The 18,024-nt window shown below is 68.6% G+C and carries 20 protein-coding genes; 9 read left to right on the top strand and 11 right to left on the bottom strand.

Annotated features, from left to right (window positions below):
- Window positions 1-14: 14 nt before the first annotated feature.
- Window positions 15-962: a methenyltetrahydromethanopterin cyclohydrolase gene (gene mch, locus ACZ522_RS07735; protein WP_379693212.1), complete on the top strand. Its 948-nt coding sequence runs from the start codon at window positions 15-17 to the stop codon at window positions 960-962.
- Window positions 959-1,447: a hypothetical protein gene (locus ACZ522_RS07730; RefSeq protein ID WP_379693214.1), complete on the top strand. Its 489-nt coding sequence runs from the start codon at window positions 959-961 to the stop codon at window positions 1,445-1,447. The genes mch and ACZ522_RS07730 overlap by 4 nt, the downstream gene beginning before the upstream one ends.
- 26 nt (window positions 1,448-1,473) lie before the next feature.
- Here the strand turns inward: ACZ522_RS07730 and ACZ522_RS07725 are convergent, their stop codons facing one another.
- The 3 genes from ACZ522_RS07725 to ACZ522_RS07715 all read right to left on the bottom strand — a co-directional run bounded on the left by ACZ522_RS07725 (window position 1,474) and on the right by ACZ522_RS07715 (window position 5,560).
- Window positions 1,474-2,769, bottom strand: coding sequence for a M48 family metallopeptidase (locus ACZ522_RS07725; protein ID WP_379693217.1), 1,296 nt, complete (start codon window positions 2,767-2,769; stop codon window positions 1,474-1,476).
- Between the two features lie 104 nt (window positions 2,770-2,873).
- Window positions 2,874-3,866, bottom strand: a complete 993-nt coding sequence (locus ACZ522_RS07720; RefSeq protein ID WP_379693219.1) for a DUF7662 domain-containing protein — start codon at window positions 3,864-3,866, stop codon at window positions 2,874-2,876.
- A gap of 80 nt (window positions 3,867-3,946) precedes the next feature.
- Window positions 3,947-5,560: a GTPBP1 family GTP-binding protein gene (locus ACZ522_RS07715; RefSeq protein WP_379693221.1), complete on the bottom strand. Its 1,614-nt coding sequence runs from the start codon at window positions 5,558-5,560 to the stop codon at window positions 3,947-3,949.
- Between the two features lie 267 nt (window positions 5,561-5,827).
- On the opposite strand from ACZ522_RS07715, the gene ACZ522_RS07710 reads away from it, so the two are divergent.
- On the top strand, window positions 5,828-6,511 hold the full coding sequence (locus ACZ522_RS07710; RefSeq protein ID WP_379693223.1) for an HAD family hydrolase: 684 nt from the start codon (window positions 5,828-5,830) through the stop codon (window positions 6,509-6,511).
- Between the two features lie 9 nt (window positions 6,512-6,520).
- On the opposite strand, the gene ACZ522_RS07705 is transcribed toward ACZ522_RS07710, so the two are convergent.
- Window positions 6,521-7,066, bottom strand: a complete 546-nt coding sequence (locus ACZ522_RS07705) for a J domain-containing protein (RefSeq protein ID WP_379693225.1) — start codon at window positions 7,064-7,066, stop codon at window positions 6,521-6,523.
- Window positions 7,067-7,147: 81 nt separating this feature from the next.
- Between ACZ522_RS07705 and ACZ522_RS07700 the strand changes: the two genes are divergently transcribed.
- Complete coding sequence (locus tag ACZ522_RS07700; RefSeq protein WP_379693227.1) at window positions 7,148-7,348, top strand: hypothetical protein; 201 nt, start codon at window positions 7,148-7,150, stop codon at window positions 7,346-7,348.
- Between the two features lie 70 nt (window positions 7,349-7,418).
- Here the strand turns inward: ACZ522_RS07700 and pyrF are convergent, their stop codons facing one another.
- Genes pyrF through ACZ522_RS07685 form a run of 3 tightly spaced genes read right to left on the bottom strand, consistent with a single transcriptional unit; the run spans window position 7,419 to window position 10,282 of the window.
- Window positions 7,419-8,234, bottom strand: a complete 816-nt coding sequence (gene pyrF, locus ACZ522_RS07695) for an orotidine-5'-phosphate decarboxylase (protein WP_379693230.1) — start codon at window positions 8,232-8,234, stop codon at window positions 7,419-7,421.
- Window positions 8,235-8,266: 32 nt separating this feature from the next.
- On the bottom strand, window positions 8,267-9,829 hold the full coding sequence (locus tag ACZ522_RS07690) for an amidohydrolase (RefSeq protein WP_379693233.1): 1,563 nt from the start codon (window positions 9,827-9,829) through the stop codon (window positions 8,267-8,269).
- Window positions 9,830-9,880: 51 nt separating this feature from the next.
- The gene (locus ACZ522_RS07685) at window positions 9,881-10,282 is read right to left on the bottom strand and encodes a hypothetical protein (RefSeq protein ID WP_379693235.1); all 402 of its coding nucleotides are present in this window, start codon (window positions 10,280-10,282) and stop codon (window positions 9,881-9,883) included.
- A gap of 189 nt (window positions 10,283-10,471) precedes the next feature.
- Between ACZ522_RS07685 and hmgA the strand changes: the two genes are divergently transcribed.
- Complete coding sequence (gene hmgA / locus ACZ522_RS07680; RefSeq protein WP_379693237.1) at window positions 10,472-11,713, top strand: hydroxymethylglutaryl-CoA reductase (NADPH); 1,242 nt, start codon at window positions 10,472-10,474, stop codon at window positions 11,711-11,713.
- A 54-nt stretch (window positions 11,714-11,767) separates the two neighbouring features.
- Here hmgA and ACZ522_RS07675 read toward each other — a convergent pair whose 3' ends face one another.
- Complete coding sequence (locus tag ACZ522_RS07675) at window positions 11,768-12,127, bottom strand: hypothetical protein (RefSeq protein ID WP_379693240.1); 360 nt, start codon at window positions 12,125-12,127, stop codon at window positions 11,768-11,770.
- Between the two features lie 157 nt (window positions 12,128-12,284).
- Here ACZ522_RS07675 and ACZ522_RS07670 point away from each other — a divergent pair, with 157 nt between their 5' ends.
- The gene (locus tag ACZ522_RS07670) at window positions 12,285-12,470 is read left to right on the top strand and encodes a hypothetical protein (RefSeq protein WP_379693243.1); all 186 of its coding nucleotides are present in this window, start codon (window positions 12,285-12,287) and stop codon (window positions 12,468-12,470) included.
- Between the two features lie 12 nt (window positions 12,471-12,482).
- On the opposite strand, the gene ACZ522_RS07665 is transcribed toward ACZ522_RS07670, so the two are convergent.
- Window positions 12,483-13,016, bottom strand: coding sequence for a DUF5817 domain-containing protein (locus tag ACZ522_RS07665; RefSeq protein ID WP_379693246.1), 534 nt, complete (start codon window positions 13,014-13,016; stop codon window positions 12,483-12,485).
- 94 nt (window positions 13,017-13,110) lie between these two features.
- Between ACZ522_RS07665 and ACZ522_RS07660 the strand changes: the two genes are divergently transcribed.
- Window positions 13,111-13,473, top strand: coding sequence for a cupin domain-containing protein (locus ACZ522_RS07660; RefSeq protein WP_379693248.1), 363 nt, complete (start codon window positions 13,111-13,113; stop codon window positions 13,471-13,473).
- A gap of 131 nt (window positions 13,474-13,604) precedes the next feature.
- Here ACZ522_RS07660 and icd read toward each other — a convergent pair whose 3' ends face one another.
- Window positions 13,605-14,867 carry an isocitrate dehydrogenase (NADP(+)) gene (gene icd / locus ACZ522_RS07655; RefSeq protein ID WP_379693251.1) on the bottom strand — a complete coding sequence of 421 codons (1,263 nt, stop codon included), beginning with the start codon at window positions 14,865-14,867 and terminating at the stop codon, window positions 13,605-13,607.
- Between the two features lie 583 nt (window positions 14,868-15,450).
- On the opposite strand from icd, the gene ACZ522_RS07650 reads away from it, so the two are divergent.
- A complete protein-coding gene (locus ACZ522_RS07650) occupies window positions 15,451-16,128 on the top strand; it encodes a hypothetical protein (protein WP_379693254.1) in 678 nt (225 codons plus the stop codon).
- 150 nt (window positions 16,129-16,278) lie between these two features.
- Here the strand turns inward: ACZ522_RS07650 and ACZ522_RS07645 are convergent, their stop codons facing one another.
- A complete protein-coding gene (locus ACZ522_RS07645; RefSeq protein ID WP_379693256.1) occupies window positions 16,279-16,986 on the bottom strand; it encodes an MBL fold metallo-hydrolase in 708 nt (235 codons plus the stop codon).
- Window positions 16,987-17,121: 135 nt separating this feature from the next.
- On the opposite strand from ACZ522_RS07645, the gene ACZ522_RS07640 reads away from it, so the two are divergent.
- Window positions 17,122-18,009, top strand: coding sequence for an isoaspartyl peptidase/L-asparaginase (locus ACZ522_RS07640; protein ID WP_379693259.1), 888 nt, complete (start codon window positions 17,122-17,124; stop codon window positions 18,007-18,009).
- Window positions 18,010-18,024 lie beyond the last annotated feature (15 nt).

The raw sequence follows: 18,024 nt of genomic DNA, 5'->3' as shown, positions 1-18,024 counted from the left end.
ACGAACGACCGCCCATGGACTCCATCAATCGCATGGCCGTCGAGTTGATCGACGAGGCCATCGACTTCGCCGACGAACTCCGCGTCGTCCCCTACGAACTCGATTCGGGGGCGACGGTGCTCGACTTCGGGGTGGACGCCGAGGGCGGCGTCGAGGCGGGACTCCTCCTCGCGGAGATACAGACGGCGGGGCTGGCGACGGTCCAGACGCGGATGGACGAGGTGGCCGGGACGCCGATGCCGTACGTCGAACTCCAGACGGACCACCCCGACGTCGCGGTGCTCTGCTCGCAGAAGGCCGGGTGGGAACTCACCTTCGAAGACCCCGAGTTCGACGGACTCGGTTCCGGCCCCGCCCGTGCCCTCGTCGGCGAGGAGGACGAGTTCCGGGCGGTCGGCTACTTCGACGAGTTCGACCTGACGGTGTTGGCAGTCGAGGCCATCGACCTGCCGGGCGACCAAGTCGCGGAACACGTCGCGGAGACGGCCGGCGTCGAACCCAGCGGCGTCTTCTTACCCACGTTTGCCTCCGGGTCCACCGTCGGGAGCGTCACCACCGCCGCCCGCGCGGCCGAGATGGCCGTCTTCCGCCTCTTCGAACTCGGCTACGACCCGACGAACGTCCTCTCGGCGTTCGGGTCGGCACCGCTCGCGCCCGTCAGCTACGACGAGGGCGTGGCGATGGGCCGGACGAACGACGCCCTCGCGTACGGCGGCGAAGTCCACCTCACCGTCGCCGAGGGGTTCGAGGACTTCGACCAAGTTCCCTCCACCGCCCGCGACGAGTACGGCAAGCCGTTCGAGCGGATATTCGACGACGCCGACTGGGACTTCTACGAGGTTCCGGCCGAGGTGTTCGCGCCTGCGAAGGTCACGATAGACGTGGTGAACGGGCCGACGTACGCGTTCGGCGAGACGGACGAGGAACTCCTCGCGGAGTCGTTCGACCTGCGGCAGTCGTGAGGTTCAAACTCGTCCCCGAACCCCCGGCGTCTCCGGACCGAGTCGCCGACGCGCAACGCGCCGTCCCCCTCGTCCCGGGGTCGGAGGACGACTGCTGCGCGCGCCTGATGCGCCGCCTCGACTTCCCGAGTCGCGACGTGGCGCGGACGTGGCTCACCTTCCTGCGCGCCCTCGAACTCGCCGAGAGGACCGACGACGGGGGGTTCGTCCGCCGCCGAACCGACCCGACGCCGGACCACCTCCGACGGGCCTTCCGCGAGCGAATCTTCGGGGCCGAGGACGTGCGCTCGATGCTCTCCGCCGACCCGACGACGGCGGACGAGGCGTTCGCGGCGTTCGAAGAGCGAGTGCCCGTTTGGGAGCACCACAAGAACCCCACCGAGTGGCGAACCATCTGGCGCGATAGGGTTGAGACGATACTGGAGTGGTTCGTCCTCCTCGGGGTGGCCGAGCGAACGGACGACGGCTACGTTTTAGCGGAGTAACCGCAGGGTAAGGAGGGCGGCCGTTTTTACGCGCCGGTCGGCGCTTGCGGAACGTCGCCGTCGTCGGCCGACCCCTCGCCGTGACGCTCCCGGAGTCGCCGGATGCGCTCCGGAATCGGGGGGTGCGACATGTGGAACGCGGCGTACGCCGGGTGCGGGAACGGGTTGCTGAGGTTCTCGCCGGCCAGCGTCGCCAACGCGTCCGAGAGGGGGTCCGGGTCGCCCATCACGTCGGCGGCGAAGTCGTCGGCCTCGCGTTCGTGCGCGAGGGACATGCGGTTCGTCAGCGGCGACGTGAGCGAGAGAATCGGCCCGGCGAAGAGGACGACGACGACCACCCCCGCGTACGTCACCTCGGGGAGCGAGAACGCCGCGTACGCCCACTCCGAGGACGTGACCCACCCGAGGAACGCGAAGACGACCGCCATCCGGACGGCCGAGAGACCGAGTTGCTTCCAGATATGCGCGCGCTTCCAGTGGGCGAGTTCGTGCGCTAACACCGCCTGCATCGCCCGCCGGTCCATCTGTTCGACGAGCGTGTCGAACAGGACGACGCGCTTGGTCCGCCCGAACCCGACGAAGTAGGCGTTCGAGTGCGACGACCGGCGACTGGCGTCCATCTCGTACACCTGTTCGCAGTCGAACCCGGCGCGGTCGAACACGTCTTCGACGGCGTCCCGGAGCGGTCCGGCCTCCACGGGGTCGAAGTCGTTGAAGAGCGGCGCGATAAACCGCGGATAGATCACGAGCATCGCTAGGGAGAGGCCGACGACGGCGGCCCACCCGGCGACGGGCCACAGGGTCGGAAGCAGTTCGACGGCCCCGAGGACGATACCGGCGACGACGGCGGCGAACGCCGCCGCGAGGGCGACGCCGAGGGCGAAGTCCCGAAGCCACAGACCAACCGTCTGGTTGTTGAAGCCGAAGCGCTCCTCGATGCGGAACGTCTGCCACGCGTCGAACGGCGCGGAGAGGACCCGCCCGCCGACGGCGGCGGCGACGACGAGAAGCACGCCCTGCGCGACGGGTGGAAGCCCGGTTTCCGTGAGCGTCCGCACCGCGTCGGCGAACGCCCCCGAGAGGAGGACGGCGAGGAGAGCGAGGAGGCTCACCCATGACTGCGCGCGGGAGAGAACCGTCTTCGCCCGTTGGTACGCGAGGAGTCGGTCCGGGTCGGAGACGCCGAGTTCGTCCCGAACCCACTCTTCTGCGGTTCGCACCGCGCGAGCGCCGTACTTCAGATTCAGGTAGTCGAGCGCCGTGAACAGCAGTTCCGTGCCGACGAGGAGGGCCGCCAGTACCAGCGCGAGTTGCGATACCATCTCACTCCGGTAGTGGGTTCCGAAGGGACGTAAGCGCCGCGGAGACGCGACCAGCGTCGCGGAGACGACGCGGCGGGCGACGATCCGTTCGGTCGGATCCTCACTCAGTCGTCGCCGACCGTCTCGGTCGCTCCGAACCCGCGCCCGCGGGGCCGTCGCTCGAAGACGACGAGTTCGTCCGGAAGCGACAGCGACGCCACCTCGTACCCCGCGCGGAGCCAACTTCGGGCGTGGGGGTGCGACTCCTCGCTGTTCGTCCACCACTGCCGCCAGTTCCGCGCGGAGGCGGGGACGGGCGCGCCGAGGACGACTTCCAGTTCCGCGAAGGAGAGCCGCACCCGGTCGAACTCGTGGCCCGCGAGGTAGTCGTACAGCGGTCCGTACTTTCCGCTCGGCGGCGACCCCCGGCGAACCGCCCCCTCGCGGTTCGACTCGGCCGCGGCGTCGTTCGCCGTCGGGTCGCCCGCCGCTCCTCGATTCGATGCGGCGTCTATCGCTTCGGTCGCCGCGTTCGCCGTCGCTTCGGCCGCGTCGTCGCCGAGGGAACCTCGGCGGCCCGACGGACGTTGTCCGTCGACGGCGACTGCCGCGTTCGCCGCCGACTCGCCGTCGTCGCGGTTCCACGCCGCGTCGAACGCGGAGAGGAGGTCGCCGCGGATGATGCGGCGGAGGGCCTCGTTCTCCTCGTTTGACCCCTCGAAGTCGGCCGTCGAGTGGAGGTGGACGTGCACGTCCCCGCCCGCGCGGGCGGCGTGGAACACGTTCGTGTTCACCCGGCAGACCCGTTCCGCTCCGCCCTCGAAGCAGTCCGCCGGCGAGACGTCGCCGTACGCCTCCGAGAAGCGGTCGCCCACGTCGGCCGCCTCGCCGACGTACACCGCCTCGTCGTCCACCGTGACGAGGTAGACGCCGGGACGCGACGCTCGGGGGTCGGTCACCTCGAATCGGCAGAACGGTCCCCACCCCGCTCGGTGGACCGCGCGTTCGTCGGACGCCTCGTACTCCGGTTGCGGCGTCTCCACTGCGACGACGCCCGCGTCGGTTCGGTCGGGGTCGAGGCGGCCGACCGTCTCGAACTCGTACCCGCAGACTTCCATGCGTCGCCTCTCTGCGGCACCTACAAAAACGTTCAGTCGAGAGTGAATGTGTTCGGACGGGGGTCCGCGACCCGCCGCGGTCACTCGCGGTGGACGTCCGTGACGGTGCCGACGCCCTTCGACCGCCCCTCGCGGAAGACGAAGCGTTGGCCCTCCTCGACCAGATACGGGCGGAACTTGAACTCCACCGTGGCAGTTCCGGTGTCGCCGGGGAGCAGTTGCCCGCCCTCGGGGTGGAAGACGACCGCCTCGCTCAGCGTCTCCAAGTGGACGACCGGTTCGTAGCCGTCGCGGATGCGCGTCGGGTGGTTCAGCACCATCACCTCCGCCTCGAACGACCGAACGGGACTGGGGTCGGCGTCCGCCGGGAGGAGCACCATCCCGCGCTCTAACTCCGATTCCTTGATGCCCTTGAGGGCGATGCCGACGATTCGTCCGGCCTTCGCGCGGTCCACCCGGTGGTAGTGCATCTCGATGGAGCGCACCTCCACCTCGCGGAACGACCCGTCCGGCATCGGGCCGACGAGGAGTTCGTCGCCCGCCTCGACGCTGCCGGAGTTGACCGTCCCCGACGCGACGGCGCCGACGCCCGTCACGGAGTACGAGCGGTCGATGTACATCCGGAAGTCCTCGCGGGCCTCCGAGATGGTCTTCGGCAGGCCCTCGAACAGGTCGTCCAGCGTGTCGATGCCCTCCATCGTCACCGCACTCGTGCGGACGATGGGGACGACGGAGTCGCTGATCTCCTCGATGGCGCTCTCGACGCCGTATCGCTCGACGAGAAGCGGCGTCCGGCCCACGTCGCGCAGGAGGCGTTCGACCTCGCGTTCGACCTCGAGGGCGCGTTCCTCCGAGACGGCGTCGGCCTTCGTGATGGCGACGAGCGTCGGCAACTCCATCGCCAAGAGGATGCCGAGGTGTTCGCGCGTCGTCTTCGTCGGCCCGTCGTCGGCGGCGACGACAAGCAGGCCGTAGTCGAGTCGCTGGCCGACGAGGCCCCGAATCGTCGTCCGGAGCCACGGTTCGTGGCCGACGGTGTCGACGAACGAGACGAGGCGGTCGGCCTCCTGGACGATTCTCGCGCGGTCGGACTTCCGGTGGGGGTTGTCCATGTGGACGGGGCCGTCCTCGCTGAACCCGTAGACGGCGTACGAGAGGTCCGCCGACAGGCCGCGTTCGACCTCGTGCGGTTGCACGTCGAGGAAGCCGCGGGTGCTCCCCTGTCCGTCGTCCGCCTGTCCGGTGACGAGAGAGCCCACGAGCGTCGACTTCCCGTGGTCGACGTGTCCCGCGGTGCCGACGACGATGTGGTCGTCGTCCACGTCGAGGACGGCCCCCTCGCAGACGGTGGCGACGCCGACGAGGCCCCGGTCGGCGCTCTCGCCGACGCCCCACGTCTCGACGTCTTCGATGTGTGCGCCGGCCTCCTCGGCCAGCAAGGAGAGGACGTCCATCGATTCGGAGAACGCGGCGGGACTGATCCCCGCGATGCCGCCGTCGTCGGTGACGCCGACCACGTACGTCGCTGTGCCGTCGCCGGACAGGACGCGGTGTCGGAGTTGGGCGGCCAGGCTCTCCATCCGCCCGTCCGAGAGGTGGACGTCCCGGGAGAGCCGTTCCTTGAACTCGATGCTTCCGCCCTCCTCTTCTCCGCGCTCTAGGGCCTTTTCGAGTACGGCCCGGTCCGCGCTCATGCCCGCGGGTAGGTAACCATCCGCTAAAACCCTTTCCGTGACTTGGTTACCCATGTCACAATAGAATATTGGCCCTCAGACACCTGCACCGCGGAATTTCGGCGGGGAAGATACTATCTGTCACGGACAGGTCGGCCAGACATCTACCGGAAAGCGTCACAACATCATCCGTCGTCGAATCCGTCGGTAGACGCACGATATTCCGGGTCGTCGGCAAGACATGTTCCATTGAATACGGCTAACCAGATGTCAGAGCCTCTCTGAGACGTGACCTCCTACGACACCGTTCTATTCGATAGTGACGGAGTGTTGGTTGACCCGCCATCGTACGAGACAAAAGTCGAGGCGGTACAGTCTGCCTTCGAGGAGGTGGGCGTCACGCGGGCCGAGAAACGGCACGTCGATGCAATAGTCAACGGTACGACGGTCGAGGGGCTTCACGAAATCTGCGCCGCCTACGACTTGGACACGGACCTGTTTTGGGAAGCCCGCGAACGCCACGACGAACAGTCCCAGTTTGAGAAGTTCGAAGCCGGTTCCCGGAGTTGCTACGACGATGTCACCGCCATCTCCGGGTTGTCTCAGCGCTGTGGCGTCGTGAGCAACAATCACCGGAGCACGATCGAATTCGTGTTGGACTTCTTCGACCTTGAATCGGCATTCGAGACCTACTACGGTCGCGAGAAGACGGTCGAGAGCCTCGATCTGAAGAAGCCGAACACGCACTATCTCGATCGAGCGCTCACAGAACTCGGGGGCGAATCTGCGCTCTACATCGGCGATAGCGAAAGTGACGTGATCGCCGCCCACCGCGCGGGGGTAGACTCGGTGTTCGTTTCTCGGCCGCACTGTCGGGATACCGACCTCTCAGTCACACCCACCTACGAAACGGATTCCCTCCACGGCGTCGCGAAGATAGCGAACGGTGACGGTCGGGCGTATCGGAAGTGACCTGCCGCGTCAGTCGGAGAGTCGTTCGTACGCGCGGTTGACGCGCTTGAACGTCTCCTCGTCGCCGGAGTCGGTGTCCGGGTGGACCTCCTTCACCCGGGACCGGTAGGCCCGCTTCACCTCGTCGTCCGTGGCGTCGGCGTCGAGTCCGAGCGTCCGGTACGCCTCCGCCTTCGACGGTTCGTTCGAGGGGCGCGGGCCGGCGGTCCTCTGCCGGCCGCCCGCCGCCCGTCGCCCGCCGGCCGTCCGCCGCCCGGCGTCTGCGGTTCCGCCCGCGCCCGCCGCCCGCCGTCCCGGTCCGAACCCCTCGAAGCCGCCGGGGCCTCGGGAGGCGTCGTTCGCCCGGTGGTCGCCGTTCGCCCGCCGACGGGTTCGCGTCCGCGTCCGCGCTTCGAGGCGACCGCTGGCGTGGTACCACAGGAGGTATGTGACGACGCCGAACGGCACCGCGACGGCGAAGAGAAACGGTTGGTACGCGAGTGCGAGGACGACGAAGAGCGTAGTGAGACCTGCGAACACCGCGGCGAGCCCGATGAGAAGCCGGTCTCTGTCCACGCCTCTCGTTCGAAGCGCAGGACCGTAAGCGTCTCGCCGACCGGCCCCCGGACTGAAGTTGTGTGAGTTCTTCCCACCGGTATGAGCCGTTCCAGCCTGTGCGAGATATGCGAGTCGCGCCCGGCCACCAACGTCTGCCCGCGATGCGGCGCGCAGGTGTGTGACCAAGACTTCGACTCCGAGCGACGGATGTGCGAGTCCTGTCTCTCCTCGGTCAAAGGCGAGGACGACGTCAGCCCCGGGTACGACGAGGGGCCCGGCGGCCCCGGCGTCAGCGACTGAGACGGGTCCGAGCGTCGCCCCGGCGCGCCGTCACTCCGCCGCGTCGGACGTCATTCCGCCGGGTCGGCCGTCACTCCGTCGCCTCGCGGTGGCGGTTCAGCCGCGTCTTCAGTTTCCGCGCCGCCTGTCCGGACACCTTCGCGAACGACTCCCCGGCGTCCTCGCCCGCGAAGATGATACCCCGCGAGGAGTTCACGAGGCCGACGCCGTCGGCGAGTCCGTACTCGACCGCGGCCTCCGCGTCGCCGCCCTGCGCGCCGATGCCGGGGACGAGGAACGGCAGGTCCGGCACCTGTTCTCGCAGCGATTCCAGTTCCTCGGGGGCCGTCGCGCCGACGACGAGTCCCACGTTGCCGTGTTCGTTCCAGAGGTCCGCGAGGGCGGCGACGCGTTCGTAGACGGCCTCACCGCTCGACAGTTCGAGGTCCTGTAAGTCAGACCCGCCGGGGTTCGACGTGCGACAGAGGATAAAGACGCCCTTCTCCGACCTGTCGAGGAACGGTTGCAGCGAGTCCCGCCCCATGTACGGGTTGACGGTGATGGCGTCCGCCTCGTCCAGCAACGCCGCGTACTTCCGCGTCGTGTTACCGATGTCGGCGCGTTTCGCGTCCAGCAAGACGGGTACGTCCTTCCCGTGGGCGTAGGCGATGGTCTCCCGGAGCGACCGCCACCCCTCGGCGTCCTCGTAGAACGCCGCGTTCGGCTTGTAGCAGGCTGCGTGTTCGTGCGTCTCGTCGATGATGCGTCGGTTGAACGCCCACCGCGGGAGGTCCTTCTCCCTGAGGTGGTCGGGGATTCGGGAGAGGTCGGGGTCCAACCCGACGGAGACGACGCTGTCCACCCGGTCGATACGGTCGCGGAGGCGGTCGAAGAACGACTGCGGCATCGACGTTGCTGTGCGCCGCGCCGACAAGGGGTTTACTCTTCGCTCGCGTCCCCGGTCGGGTCTCGGAGGCCGTCGTAGACGACGCTGCCGCCGACGACGGTGGCCGCCACGTCGATATCGCGGACGGCGTCCGGGCGGTCCCACGGTGACTCCTCCAAGACGACGAGGTCCGCCGCCGCCCCGCGTTCGACGGTGCCGAGGCGGTCCTCGTCGAACCCGGCGTAGGCCGCGCCCGAGGTGTACGCCCGGAGGGCCTCCGTCACGCCGAGTCGTTGGTCCTCGTCGGGCGCGTTCACCGCGTGGTGGACGCCGAGGAGGGGGTCGAGCGGCATGCAGTCGCTCCCGAACGCGAGGGGGACGTCCGCGTCGCGCAACGCCGCGTAGCGGTTCGTCTCCGTCCGCCTCTCGCCGAGTCGGGACTCGTAGAGGCCGCCCTCCCGCGCCCACTTCAGGAAGTTCGGCTGGACGGAGGCGACGACGCCGAGTTCGGCGAAGCGTTCGACCGTCTCGTCGTCCGTCAGTTCGGCGTGTTCGACGCGGTGTCTCGCTCCCTCGGGGTCGTTGCACGCCCCGTAGGCGTCGAGGACGGCGTTCACGGCGGCGTCGCCGATGGCGTGGGCGGACATCTGCAACCCCGCCTCGTCGGCGCGTTCGACGATGGCTTCCAGTTCCTCGGGGGCGACGACCCACTGGCCCGTCTCCCCGGGCGCGTCGTCGTACGGTTCGGTGAGTTTCGCCGTCCGCCCGCCGAAACTCCCGTCGGTGAACGTTTTGACCGCGCCGACGCGGACCATCCCGTTCCCGTCGTTCGTCTTCAGGCCGAGATCGATGAGGGAGTCGAGGTGGTCAGACCAGTAGTTGAGGCGCACCCGGAGCGTCAACTCGTCCTCGCGGTCCAACCCGCGGTACACCGCGGGCGCGTTGGACTTCCGAACCATGTCGTGGACGCCGGTCACGCCGCGTTCGTTCGCGTGCGCCTGCGCGGCCCGGACGAGTCGTTCCATCTCCGCCTCGTCGGGTTCTATCTCCTCGTACAGCACGTCCGCCGCCTCCTCGACGAGGACGCCCGTCGGGTCGCCGCCCTCGCGTCGCACGTCGCCGTCGGGCATGGCGTCGGCGTGCCGGTCGAGGACGACGCCGTTGACAGACGCGACGTGCATGTCCTCGCGGAAGGCGGCGACCGGCCGGTCCTCGGAGACGGCGTCCAAGTCGTCGCGGGCGAGGTAGCGGGCGTCGTCCCACGAACTTTCGTCGTAGCCGAAGCCCAGAATCCACTCGTCGTCCGTCTCCGCGGCCCGTTCGTTCAATCGTTCGACGCACTCCTCGGGCCCCGACGCGCCCGAGAGGTCGGCGTGGACGAGCGAACGCCCCACCATCGGGAGGTGCGTGTGGGCGTCGACGAACCCCGGGAGGACGACACGCCCGTCGAGTTCGACCGTCTCCGTCTCCGCGCCGACGAGGAACGATACGTCGTAGGAACTCCCGAGGCGGACGATTCGCCCGTCGCGGACGGCCACCGCCTCGTGCGTCTCGTCGGAGTCGGAAAGGGTGTGGACCTCCCCGTCGAGGAGGACCAGGTCCGCGGCGTCTGTCATGTGCGACGTGGCGACGGCCGCGGGCAAAACGGTTGGGATGGTCGGCGGCCGTTACCGCCCGGCCGTGCGGCCGTCGCCCGCATCGTCGACGTCGAACGTCTGCACGAACCGGTCGCGGATGTTCCGAACCGTCCCCGTCTCTCCCGAACGCTCCTGCCCGTCGAAGTCGTCCAGCGCGCGAACTACCTCGGTCGCCTCCGTCCGAGAGAGCTGAACCTCGTGGGTTCCGTCGTCGTCGTTGAAGATGTTCGAGAACACGTCGGCGATGTTCCGGTCGTCGCGGGCCTGTCCCTCCTCGAACCCGAACTCCCGTTGGAGGAGGCTCTCGACGTTGAGCACGCGTTCCTCCTCGCGCTGCCCGGACGCTCTCGTCTCGTACTCCGAGAGTGCGTTGATCACTTTCCGCGCTTCGCTCTTCGTCAGTTCGATTCCCGTGGAGTCTGTGTCGTCCATGGTTGCCTCTCGGTGACACGTTTCGTTCGCGCGAGGGAAATGACGTTTGGCCCCCGCGGGGTGGCCGTTCGGCAGACGACAACGCCGCGGGCGCGAGACGCCGTCGGACGATGTCCGACTGCTCGCCGATGTTCCCTCGACGACACCGAATGGGTAACTGTTAGGGCGGCCGCCGGGAAACGAGGGGACATGACCGACGAGACGGATTCCGGGGCCGGGGACGCGGACGCGGCGACGCTGGCGGAACGCGTCCGCGACGGCGAACTGCGACTGCACGAGTTAGAGGACCACGCCGACGCGGACACGGCGGCGGCGGCCCGACGCATCTTCGTCGAGGAGGACACGGGGGCGTCCCTCGATGCCGTCGGGAACTACGGCTTCCCCGCCGAGGCGGCGGACGCGAACATCGAGAACATGGTCGGCGCGGTGCAGGTGCCCCTCGGCGTCGCCGGCCCCGTCCGCGTGAACGGCGGGGCCCTCACGGGCGAGCGATACCTCCCCCTCGCGACGACGGAAGGCGCACTCCTGGCGAGCGTCAACCGCGGATGCTCCGTCATCGACGCCGCGGGGGGCGCGGCGGCGCGCGTCCTCAAGTCGGGGATGACCCGCGCGCCCGTCTTCCGCGTCGAGGACGTCGTGGAGGCGGAGGCCCTCGTCGAGTGGGTGCGCGACAACCGCGACGCCCTCGCGGAGGCGGCCGAATCGACGACGAGTCACGGCGAACTGGCGGACGTGACGCCGTACGTCGTCGGCAACTCCGTCTACCTCCGGTTCCGCTACGACACCAAGGACGCGATGGGGATGAACATGGCCACCATCGCCACCGAGGAGGCTTGCGCCGTCGTCGAAGAAGAGACGGACGCGGAACTGGTCGCCCTCTCGGGCAACCTCTGTTCCGACAAGAAACCCGCCGCCATCAACGCCATCGAGGGGCGCGGCCGAACCGTCACCGCGGACGTGAAAATCCCCCGCGAGGTGGTCGAGAGCCGTCTCCACACGACGCCGGAGGCCGTCGCCGAACTGAACACGCGGAAGAACCTTGTCGGGTCCGCGAAGGCCGCCAGCCTCGGCTTCAACGCTCACGTCGCGAACGTCGTCGCCGCGATGTTCCTCGCGACGGGACAGGACGAGGCGCAGGTGGTTGAGGGCGCGAACGCCATCACCACCGCCGAGGTGCGGGACGGCAACCTGTACGTCTCCGTCTCCCTCGCCAGCCTCGAAGTCGGCACCGTCGGCGGCGGGACGAAACTGCCGACGCAGGCGGAGGGACTGGACGTGCTCGGACTCCGCGGCGGCGGCGACCCGCCGGGGTCGAACGCCGACGCCCTCGCGGAGTGCATCGCCGTCGGGTGCTTAGCCGGCGAACTCTCGCTCCTCTCGGCCCTCGCGTCGCGGCACCTCTCCAGCGCGCACGCCGACCTCGGACGCTGAGGCCGTCGAATCGCCGACTACTCGGTTCTCGTCGCTTCTGATCGCAGATTCAACTCACGCCGACGCGCCGATTCCGAGTCGCTCCAACGGCCGCACCACGGCGACGGTGCCGACGAACAGCAAGCCGACGCCGACGGCGAACGTCCGCGTCCCCGCCGGCGACGCGAGTCCGACGGACGCGCCGAGGGCGGCAAGAAACCACCCGACGCCGGAGAGGGAGAGGCCGAGTCCCCGCCGACGCTGGCCGTGGACGACGGCCGCGGCGGCGAGGACGGTGTAGCCCGCGAGGAACGCGCCGCCGGCGACGACGAGTCGTCCGCCCGCGACGGCGGCGATCGCGCCGACGAGAAACAGCGAGAGCACCGCTCCGCGGACGGTTCGTCCGGCGCGGGCGGCGGCGCGAGCGTCGCTCATACCGGTGGTTCGGCGGTGGGGGGAGCAAAGCGTTTCGCTCTCGTTTCACTTTCACTTCCGCCGCGCACCGTTGGCTCGCTTTTACCCGATGTCGGGCCGTCGTTCGAGGCGCATCCGCTCGCTTCCCCCCGGCGGGTGCGAACCCCCACCCCCACCCATGTCCGAACGAACCTCCGCACCGGCGGCCGTCACGGACGCCGCCGGTTCCGACTCCCCGCCCGATGCGGACGACGCCGACGAATCGGGCATCCGAACGGCCACGCGCCTGTTGCGCCTGTTGAAGGTGGCGCTCGGCGCCGTGGTGTCGTTCCTGACCGCGCTGAAACTCCTCGGCCTCCTCTAAGAGTCGGCCGACTCAGAGCAGTCGGTACCGCCCGCGCGACTCGGAGGCGTCGCCGCGCCGGACGAGGCGTTCGAGGACGTTCCGCGCCGTCTCGCCGTCGATACCGCGCTCTTCGGCGTAGGCGGCCACCTCCTCCTCCGTCGGCTGGTCGCCCTCTCGAAGGGCGTCTCGCACCACGTCGAGTCGGTTCGACGACCCCGTCTGCGACCCCTTCGACGCGCGTTCGGCCGCCTCGTCCACGGCGTCGGCGTCGAGGCCCGACCCCTCGAGGTACTCCCTGTCGTCGATTCCGGACTCCTCGACGAGTCGCTCCAACTCGGCGACGTGCGCCGTCTCCGCGAACGCCTCGCTGTCGCCACGCTTCTTCGCCAACAGGGCCGCCCGCGCCTGTCGGGCCGCCTGCCTGTCTTCCTCTTCGGCGAACCGCCGGAGCTTCTTCGTCTGGTGGGTCTTCCCGCACCGAGGGCAGTTCGCGGACTTCTGGGCGCGAGGATCCGACAGGAGCCACATGTTCCCGCACTCGTTGCACCCGACCACGGCGTACATACCCCCGCTACCTCGTCTTCGGGTTTGAATGTTGCTTCGCGCCCGCGGAGTCGCCCGGCCGGACGTTTATGGTCCGCGGGTGCGGTCCTCTCGCATGGAACGCGTCTCCGCAGACGACGCCGAGTCGGTCGAAGCCGTGCCGGACGTCGAACTCACGCTGCTCGCGGGAGCGTCGCGCCTGAACGTCCAGCGGTTCCGCATCGGGCCGGGGGCGACGGTGCCGAGGCACAGCCACGAACAGGAGCAGGTGGGGTACGTCACCGCCGGCGAACTCGTCTTCCTCGTCGGCGACGAGGACGACCCGGAGGAGGTGGTCGTCGGCGAGGGCGACTCGTTCGCCTTCGAGTCCGAGGAACCTCACGCCGCGGAGAACCGCGGCGACGCGCCGGTCGAAGGGGTGGATATATTCAGTCCGCCGCGAACCGCGGCCGACTGGGGCGACTCCGGCGACGAGTAGCGGCCACGTCGCTCCGGCGTCTGTCCCGCCGCGTCCGGTAAAAGAGAGGAGAACGGAATCGAGTAGACTCGCTCGGGCGAGTTCGTTGATGTTCTCGGAAATCGCAGATTTCCGAGCGCTCGAAAACCCCTCTACGAGAGGTTTTCGATGTTCTCGACGACCTTGTCGGCGAACTCGCTCGTGGCGAGCTTGTTGCCGCCCTCGATCTGGCGTTCGAGGTCGTACGTCACGTCGCCCGAGGAGATGGTCTCCTCGACGGCGTCGCGGATGAGCTGTCCGGCGTCCTTCCAGCCCATGTACTCGAACATGAGGCGACCGGAGAGGATCATCGCCGTCGGGTTCACCTTGTCCTCGCCCGCGTACTTCGGCGCGGACCCGTGGACGGGTTCGGCGAGACAGAGGCCGTCGCCGAAGTTCGCGCCCGGCGCGATGCCGAGACCGCCGATCTGCGCGCCCGCGGCGTCGGACATGTAGTCGCCGTTGAGGTTCATCGTGGCGATGACGTCGTACTGGTCCGTGCGGGTGAGGAGCTGCTGGAGCATGTTGTCCGCGATGCGGTCCTTGATGACGAGCTTGTCCTCGGGCTGCTCGCCGTCGTGCTCCTCCCAGAGCTCGTCCTCGGTGATGGTGACGTCGCCGAACTCCTCTTCGGCGAGCTCGTAGCCCCAGTCGCGGAACGCGCCCTCGGTGAACTTCATGATGTTACCCTTGTGGACGAGGGTGACCGAATCGCGGTCGTTCTCGAGGGCGTACTCGATGGACTGACGGACGAGACGCTTCGTGCCGAACTCCGTGATGGGCTTGACGCCGATGCCGATGGGGCCGTCGTGCAGCTTGTCGCCGGCGTCCATCTCCTCGGAGAGGAACTCCTTGACCCGCTGGACTTCGTCGGTGCCGGCCTCCCACTCGATGCCGGCGTAGACGTCCTCGGTGTTCTCCCGGAAGAACACCATGTCCATCGCGGCGGGGTCCGTGACGGGCGAGGGGACGCCGTCGATGTGGTACGTCGGGCGGACGTTCGCGTAGAGGTCGAGCTTCTGGCGGAGTGCGACGTTGAGCGAGCGGAAGCCGGCGCCGACGGGCGTCGTGAGCGGACCCTTGATGGCGATTCGGTGGTCCTTGATGGCCTGTACGGTGTCGTCGGGGAGGTTCTCGTCGTACCTCTCCCGAGCGGACTCGCCGGCGTATACGCGGAGCCACTCGACGGAGCGACCGGTCGCCTCGGCGGCCGCCTCGAGCACCTTCTGAGCGGCGGGGCCGACGTCCGTGCCGATGCCGTCGCCGTGGATGATGGGGATGATGGGGTTGTCCGGAACCTCCAGCTCGCCGGTCTCCTCGTCGGCGAGCGTGATCTTCTCCCCCGCTTCGGGGGCCTCGATTTTGTCGTAGCTCATGAACAATGCCCTATTTTCCGACCGGGCCTAAAGTGCTACCGTTATCGGCGCGAACGGCGGGAGACGGTACCGGACGGCGGAACGCGACGGGTTGGCCGTCACTCGACCGCGCCGTCGAGTCGAACCGTGAACAGCGTCGTCTCCGCGGTGCTCCGAACGTCCTCGTCGGGGTCGGACCGCGCCGCCGCCTCCAGCGCGGATTCGACGCGCGGACGGGGTGGCGTCGTCCGTCACCTTGGCGGTCGATAGCGGGACCGGGACGAGTCGCCCGACGAGCATCGAGATACTTCCCGTCGAACAGACTGCGACGCCGACGACTTCGGAAACAGTGGTGCACGGGGATCGCGTATTCCGGACTTACGGGGTGTCTGAAGTGTATCGAGGGCCAAAAATTATACCCGCGGATGGGCTTACTCACGCAGGCAGTGTGCGTATGCTGTTAACTGGCATACATTAGGTGGAGCGAACCACGATGACTGACGATACCCAACGAAGCTTCGTGAACAGGATCAGGGACTCTCGGCGAGAGTTCCTAAAGAAAGGCGCAGCCATTACTGCCGGTGCTGGGATTCTCTCGTCCGGAATGGGGAGCGCGGCCGCGCAGGAAGGCGACGACGTCATCTTCGGTGACGACTCGGACGAAGACGTCGGCAACCTCTTCAACGAGCAAGAGGCGATGAAGGGGCTCATGTACCGCCAGCACTTCGTCCCGTCCGGGCTATTCACCATCGCCTCGCCCGTCATCGACTTCCAGCCGGAGGCAGAGGAGATTACGGACAACGTCTACAGCAACTACAACACGCGGACGATCCGCTACGTCAACCCCCTAAACGCGAACGTTCCCCTCTACCCGGCTAACGAGGCCCAAATCGGCCCGTACGACGAGCGATTCGGTGCGGTCGTCGACGACGACTTCGTCGAGAACGACGACTTCGGAGACTACCAGGACGACGACGACGAAGAGGAGATAGTCGTCGGTGACGAACCGATAGAGGCCAACGGCGTCGACGAGGAGGAACTGCGTAAACTCCGACCGACGATATTCGCGCTGCGTCAAGAGTCCACCCTCTTCGGCGACTCCGACGAAATCGTCACCGTCGAGTTCAGTCCGATCCCCGAAGAAAACGAGGAAGCGGTCTACAACCGCTTCCAAGACGAGATAAACACCGGACCGTTCGATGCCGCGGTGACCGGACCCGTCGGCGGTGGTGGCGACGGCGCGACGGGTAATTCGTCGAACACCACGACGAGCGGAAACTGATCGTCTCGAACGATAACTAGCAGCGGTTATCACCTCACCGCCCGCCGAAAACCGGCCTCCCGACCGTTGTGACCGGGTGAACCGGTCGCCGCCCGGCTAGCGACGAGAGGAGGCCGACTCTTCGCTTTCTGATTCACGCCGGTTCGGCTCTCAGTCCCGAAGCGCATCGACGAGTCCGCGCAGTTGCTCGGGGCCGCTTCGGAGAAGCGCCCGCGGGAACCGCCGCCGCGCGCCGTCGAGGGCGGTGTCGAGCGCGGCCGCGGCGTCCTCGAAACAGCCGGTTCCGTGCCCGAACACGATTCGCTCGGGGTCGAACGCGGCGAACGTCTCCCGCGGCGGAGAGAGACGGGCGGTGAGAAAGAGGCCGATTCGCTCCTCGCCGACGGGCGTTCCCTCGACCGAACTCATCACGTCTGGCACGTAGAGGGTGCCGTCCGACTCGCGGTAGGCGACGGCCTCGCGCCACCCCGGAAGCGGGTCGAGGCGCGAGACGCGGAACCCGGAGTCGCCCAACTCGCGGTCGTACCGCCGGATTTCGGCGTCCACGCGGTCCTCGATTCTGTCCATCCACCGCGGGAGGTAGACGGGGACGTCGTGCCGTCGGGCGAACGCGCCGGCGTCGCGGGCGTGCCAGTTCGAACAGACGGCGACGCCGACCACCTCCCCGAGTTCGCTCGCGAGTTCGTCCGCGCCGGGCGCGTCGATGGGGTCCAACAGCCAGACGCCCCCGTCCGACCCCCGAACGGCGTGGGAGGCCCGCCGCCCCGCTTCCTCGGGGTGGGAAAGCCATCCGACGCCGCCGTCCCACTCGTCTATCCGTTCGAGGCCCGCGGACGACGACCGGTCGTACACCGTCATGCGCGGACGCTCGCCGTCTGGGCTGGTGTTTCTTTCGGATCGCTGTCACGTGTCTCCGACGGGTCCCCGGCTCTCGACTCCGCGACGGCGGGCGATATCGGCACGACTTTTCTGGCGGCGGTCGGAGCGTCGCGTATGCGAGTAATCGTCCACGGCGGCGCGGGCGGCGTTCCGGACGACCCCGAACCGCGACAGGAGACGCTCGACGAGGCGGCGGCGACGGGCGCGTCGGCCGAGACGCCGGTCGACGCCGTCGAGGCGGCCGTCAGAGTGCTGGAGACGGACCCGGCGTTCAACGCGGGCGTCGGCGGCGCGGTCCAGTCGGACGGCGTCGTCAGAACCGACGCGGGCCTGATGACCAGCGACCGGGAGGCGGGGGCCGCCGCGGGGATGGCGGGCGTCGAACACGCCGTCTCCGTCGCCCGCGCGGTGATGGAGGAGACGCCGCACGTCCTCGTCGCGGGCGACCCGGCGGTCGACCTCGCGGCCGACTTCGGCGTCGAGACGGACGCCGACCTGTTCACCGAGGAGACGCGACAGCGGTGGGCCGACGCCGACCCGCCGGCGGGTTCGCCGCGGGACCACCTCGCGTGGTTGGACGATCGGTTCGGCGAGACGACGGCCGATCCGACGGACGAGGCGGACCTCTCGGACCACGACACCGTCGGGGCCGTCGCCTCGGACGGCGAGGCGTTCGCCGCCGCCACCTCCACCGGCGGCCGGTGGTTCGCCCTCGCGGGGCGCGTCGGCGACGTGCCACAGATCGGGTCGGGGTTCTACGCCTCCGCCGCGGGCGGGGCGTCCGCGACAGGCGCGGGCGAGGACATCGCCAAGACGACGCTCTCCCGGCGCGCGGTTCGACACCTCGAACGCGGCCTCGACGCGCAGACGGCCGCCGAGACGGCCATCGAGGAGTTCGGCGAACTCACCGGCTCCGAGGCGGGTATCATCGTCGTAGACGACGAGGGCGTCGGGCGGGCGTTCAACTCCGAGGGCATGCAGACGAGTTTCGCGGCGGAGTAGCCCCCTCCGCGGGCC

The organism is Halopelagius fulvigenes (assembly GCF_055398025.1).
The sequence above is the reverse complement of the archived record's forward strand: the minus strand, read 5'-3'. Positions and strand labels throughout refer to the sequence as shown.